General features: G+C 46.8%; 3 protein-coding genes. 1 reads left to right on the top strand and 2 read right to left on the bottom strand.

The window, feature by feature from the left end; all coding sequences use genetic code 11:
• Both NJD71_RS13290 and NJD71_RS13285 read right to left on the bottom strand, forming a co-directional pair.
• A partial coding sequence (locus tag NJD71_RS13290; protein ID WP_319052381.1) for a heme lyase CcmF/NrfE family subunit occupies positions 1 to 1,702 on the bottom strand: 1,702 nt, incomplete at its 3' end.
• 120 nt (positions 1,703 to 1,822) lie between these two features.
• Positions 1,823 to 4,024: a heavy metal translocating P-type ATPase gene (locus tag NJD71_RS13285; RefSeq protein ID WP_319052380.1), complete on the bottom strand. Its 2,202-nt coding sequence runs from the start codon at positions 4,022 to 4,024 to the stop codon at positions 1,823 to 1,825.
• Positions 4,025 to 4,166: 142 nt separating this feature from the next.
• Here NJD71_RS13285 and cadR point away from each other — a divergent pair.
• The coding region (cadR, locus tag NJD71_RS13280) for a Cd(II)/Pb(II)-responsive transcriptional regulator (protein ID WP_319052379.1) at positions 4,167 to 4,554 on the top strand (388 nt) is incomplete at its 3' end.

Genomic DNA, 4,554 nt, shown 5'->3' with positions numbered 1-4,554 from the left:
TCAGTTTCGCCACTTCACGACCGTTTTTGGATACCACGACTTGCGCCTGCGTTGCATCAAAGTTACTACCCTTTATTTCAAAAAATTCAGTTACTTCAAAATCGTAACCTTGAACATTGACTGTATCGCCAATACCCATTGCTACGTCACGCTCAGTACTCAAGCTACTAGTAAAGGCTATGCCAATGACAGCAACCAATACGCCAATATGAGCAGTCTGTTGACCCCAATAGCTAAGACGCAACTGCCGCAAACCGTTAAAAAGATTAGGCGCATTCTTAGTTTTATCTTTAAAATCAACTGCCATCCATAGCAGTGCCCAAAAGCTAACGGCTAAAGTCACACCAATATTAAGCATAGACGATGGATTAACAAAGTAAGTAATAATGGCGGCTAATACTAAGCTACTAACGGCGATGACCATGCCTATACCCAGTAGTGGACGGGTGTCTTTTTTCCAGCGAATATTTGAGCCCATACCCATAGCTATTAATAACAGCCACGTTAAAGGTACAAATAATGCATTAAAATAAGGAGGGCCAACGGACACTTGTCCTAAACCAAAAGCATCAGCGATAATAGGGTAAAGGGTGCCGAGCAGCACCACTAAGGTTGCAATCAAAATGATGGCGTTGTTGATCACTAAAAAGGACTCACGTGAAATCAGCTGATATTGACTTTCAACGGTTAAACGCCAACCTCGAACGGCAAACATTAATAGACCACTACCGATGATAATGCCAAGAATAGCTAAGATAACCAAACCACGCGTCGGATCAGCGGCAAACGAATGCACTGAGGTAAGGACTCCAGAGCGTACCAGGAACGTGCCAAGCAAGCTTAAGGCAAAGGCGAAAATAGCCAGCATGATGGTCCATGCTTTAAACACCCCGCGCTTTTCAGTGACTGCTAATGAATGCAGCAATGCTAAGCCGACAAGCCAAGGCATAAACGAGGCATTCTCTACCGGATCCCAAAACCACCAACCGCCCCAGCCAAGCTCGTAGTAGGCCCACCACGAGCCCAGTGCAATACCAATGGTCAAAAATCCCCAAGCCGCGAGCGCCCATGGACGTGACCAGCGTGTCCAAGCAGCATCTAAACGCCCTTCCCACAATGCCGCCATACAAAATGCAAAAGGTACTACCATACCCACATAGCCCATATATAACATGGGCGGATGAATAATCAGACCGAAATCTTGTAGGACAGGATTTAAATCAGCGCCATCGACCGCTAGATTGGGTAAGGTACGCTCAAACGGTGACGAGGTAAATATCAGCATCGTTAGCATCATTAACTGTACACCGGCCAAAATAACTAATACCCGCGCACGCATTGATAACGGCAAGCCGCGACTAAAGTATGATACCAGTGCACACCATGTGGCCATGATGGTCATCCATAGCAGCAAAGAGCCCTCGTGTCCGCCCCATGTCGCCGATAACTTATAGTACCAAGGCAACAGCGTATTAGAATGCTGCGCGACGTAACTGAGGCTAAAATCATTATAATAAAAACCTGCTATCAAAGCGCCAAATGACGTTATCATGGCGGCAAACTGTGCCCAAGCTAGGCTAGGGGCTAGTCGTTGCCAAGCAACTTGGTTACGAATAACACCAATAGTTGGCAGAATTACCTGCAATAACGCCAGTACAAAAGCGGTAAGCAAGGCAAAATAGCCCAATTCTGTAATCAACATACGGTCTAACCTTATTTACTCTAATGCGGTTGCAGTTTACTGTGGCGGTGGAATTTTTATTATTAGAACCCACCCCGAAATCTGCTGCTATCTCTAGTTTTTAATTGATTTCGAAGGGTTTTATTTAACTACTTTAGGCGGATTTACCAGTGGAGGCGCGCCTTTAAAGCGCAGTAAACGTAACGCATTGAGAGTAACGAGCACTGTTGCTCCAGCATCAGCTAGAACCGCAATCCATAGTCCAGTAATGCCGAATACGGTCGTGATCAGAAAGACGCCTTTGAGACCTAAAGCGAAAATGACGTTCTGATGAATGTTGCGCATGGTGGCACGTGAAAGTGCGATGAGATGAGCCATGTCCGTAACACGACTTTTTAATAATGCGATATCGGCCGTCTCAATGGCCACATCGGTACCACCACCCATCGCGATGCCAACATCGGCAGTTGCTAGCGCTGGCGCATCGTTAATACCATCACCAACCATCGCTATTTTGCGGTTGTTCTTCATCTCGTTAAGCAGGCGCAGTTTGTCCTCAGGCAACAGCTCAGCTTCCCATTCCACGTCTAAATTACTGGCAAGTGCTTGAGCGGTTAAGCGGTTGTCGCCTGTTAGCATGACGGAGCGCACACCCATCGCTTTGAGCTGAGCCACACCTTCATGAGCGTCGTCTCGTAATTCGTCTCTTAGCGCGATTAATCCAAGCACTTCACGGTTTTGCTCATCGAAAAGAACAGAGACGGTCTTACCCTCATTTTGCAGCGCCTCAATTTGCGCCTGTTGTGTGGATGAAATCAATGCCTCATCGGCTGCGTAAACAGGCGAACCGATAGCTAGCGCGCGCTCCGCGACAGTTGCGTGTACCGCTTTACCGGCAGTTGCAGAAGCATTGAAGGCCACAGGTATGAACACTTTAGCAGCTTCAGCATGACTAACAATGGCTTCAGCAAGCGGGTGACTAGAACCAGTCTCCACACTGGCAAAAAGTGCCAATATCTCATCTTGACCTTGAGAATTCTGACCTTGAATACTTGAGTCCTCTTGTGTAAAGGCAACAACATCGGTCACGCGTGGTTTGCCTTCAGTTAAAGTGCCTGTCTTGTCAAAAGCGACCGTCTTCACTTGGCCGATAGTTTCTAAAGCACTACCGCCTTTGATCAGCAAGCCACGGCGCGCACCAACAGCAAGACCAGAGGCGATGGCAGCGGGTGTTGATAGTACAAGAGCACAGGGACAGGCAATCAGCAACAGTGCTAGACCGCGATACAACCAAGTCGACCAATCTCCACCCATGGCTAACGGTGGAATGATAATAATTAGTGCGGCAATAGCCATCACTGCCGGTGTGTAATAGCGACTGAATTTCTCAATAAAACGGGCAGTGGGTGCTTTGGAGGCTTGGGCTTGCTCTACCAGCTCAATAATGCGCGAAATGGTGTTATCGGCGGCTGTCTTTTCTACGCGCACTTGGAGCACACCATCGATGTTAATTGACCCTGCAAATACATTGTCACCCATCGTCTTGGCAACAGGAACAGACTCTCCCGTCACGGGCGAATCATCAAGGCTGGACGCACCTTGAACAATGGAACCATCAGCAGATACCCTATCTCCAGGACGCACCAGCACAAGGTCATTCACTTGTAATGAAGTCGCTGGAACGTTACGCTGCCCACCTTGAGCATCAAGTAAAATTGCACTTTTCGGAACCAGCGATGATAAGGCTCTGATGCCAGCGCGAGCGCGATCAGCAGCGATACTCTCAAACAGTTCACCGATTGAGAACAAAAAGACAACCGCTGCGGCCTCTTCAGCTTCACCAATGATAAGTGCGCCAAGCACGGCGACGGACATCAGCGTTTCAATTGAAAAGAATGAACCTGTTTTAGCCAGTGCTAAGGCTTTGCGCGCAAATGGAAAAACGCCTACAATCACAGCGATGGCAAACACCCATATCCCATAAGCGGGCAACAGTAGTGACAGTGCATAAGCGCTGCCCATCAAAATACCGAGGCCAACAACCTGTTTGCCTTTTTGAGTTTGCCACCATTGCTTATCCTGCGGAGCCATCTGATTGTCGCTGTCAATATCAATAGCCGATACAGTTTGTTGACCAGTATTGGCAGAGATGCCGAACCCTAGGCTTTTGATTGTTTTTTCGATATCACTAGCCTGAGTCGGCGCACCAGGGGTCAAGCTTAGCTCTAGCGTTTCTGTAGCGAAATTCAGCTGAACATCAGAAACCCCAGGCATACGTTTCAAAGCTGTTTCAATCTTGCCGATGCAACTGGCACAGTCCATACCTTCAATATGATATTTCATAATAATTTACCCTTTGAATAATGATATTATGAACCCTATAGTGGCTTTAGAGTCAAGGTTATTTATCTACAGTTTCGTAATTTTAATTTCTCTAGCGCTAGTCTTTACAGCCACTTTAATTATTTAAATCATAGAGGTTGTTATGACAATCAAAATTGGTGAGCTCGCTAAACGCACAGGTGCCACAGTAGAAACCATTCGCTATTATGAAAAAGAGCGTTTATTACCCGAGCCTTTTCGTAGCGAAGGGAATTATCGTTTATATAATGAAGAGCACATTGAGCGTCTACAATTTATCCTACATTGCCGTACGCTCGATATGGCTTTAGATGATGTGCGAATCTTACTTGAATACTGGGAGTCGCCTGACAAGGACTGCGGCGATGTGAATAACTTGCTAGATGAGCACATTCATGCTGTGGAAATACGAATGGAAGAACTGATGCACTTAAAGCATCACTTGACCGTTTTGCGCCAGAAATGTGCAAGTAGTGCACCAGCGTCATCATGTGGCATTTTAAACGCGCTTG

Origin of the sequence: Psychrobacter sp. PP-21 (assembly GCF_033790785.1) — a bacterium.
Lineage (GTDB): Bacteria > Pseudomonadota > Gammaproteobacteria > Pseudomonadales > Moraxellaceae > Psychrobacter.
Note: the sequence above shows the minus strand (reverse complement) of the source record. Positions and strands in the feature narration are given on the sequence as shown.

Coding starts and splice junctions, on each gene's coding strand:
- NJD71_RS13285 (WP_319052380.1), bottom strand. CDS start 4,024: ATGAAATATCATATTGAAGGTATGGACTGTGCCAGTTGCATCGGCAAG.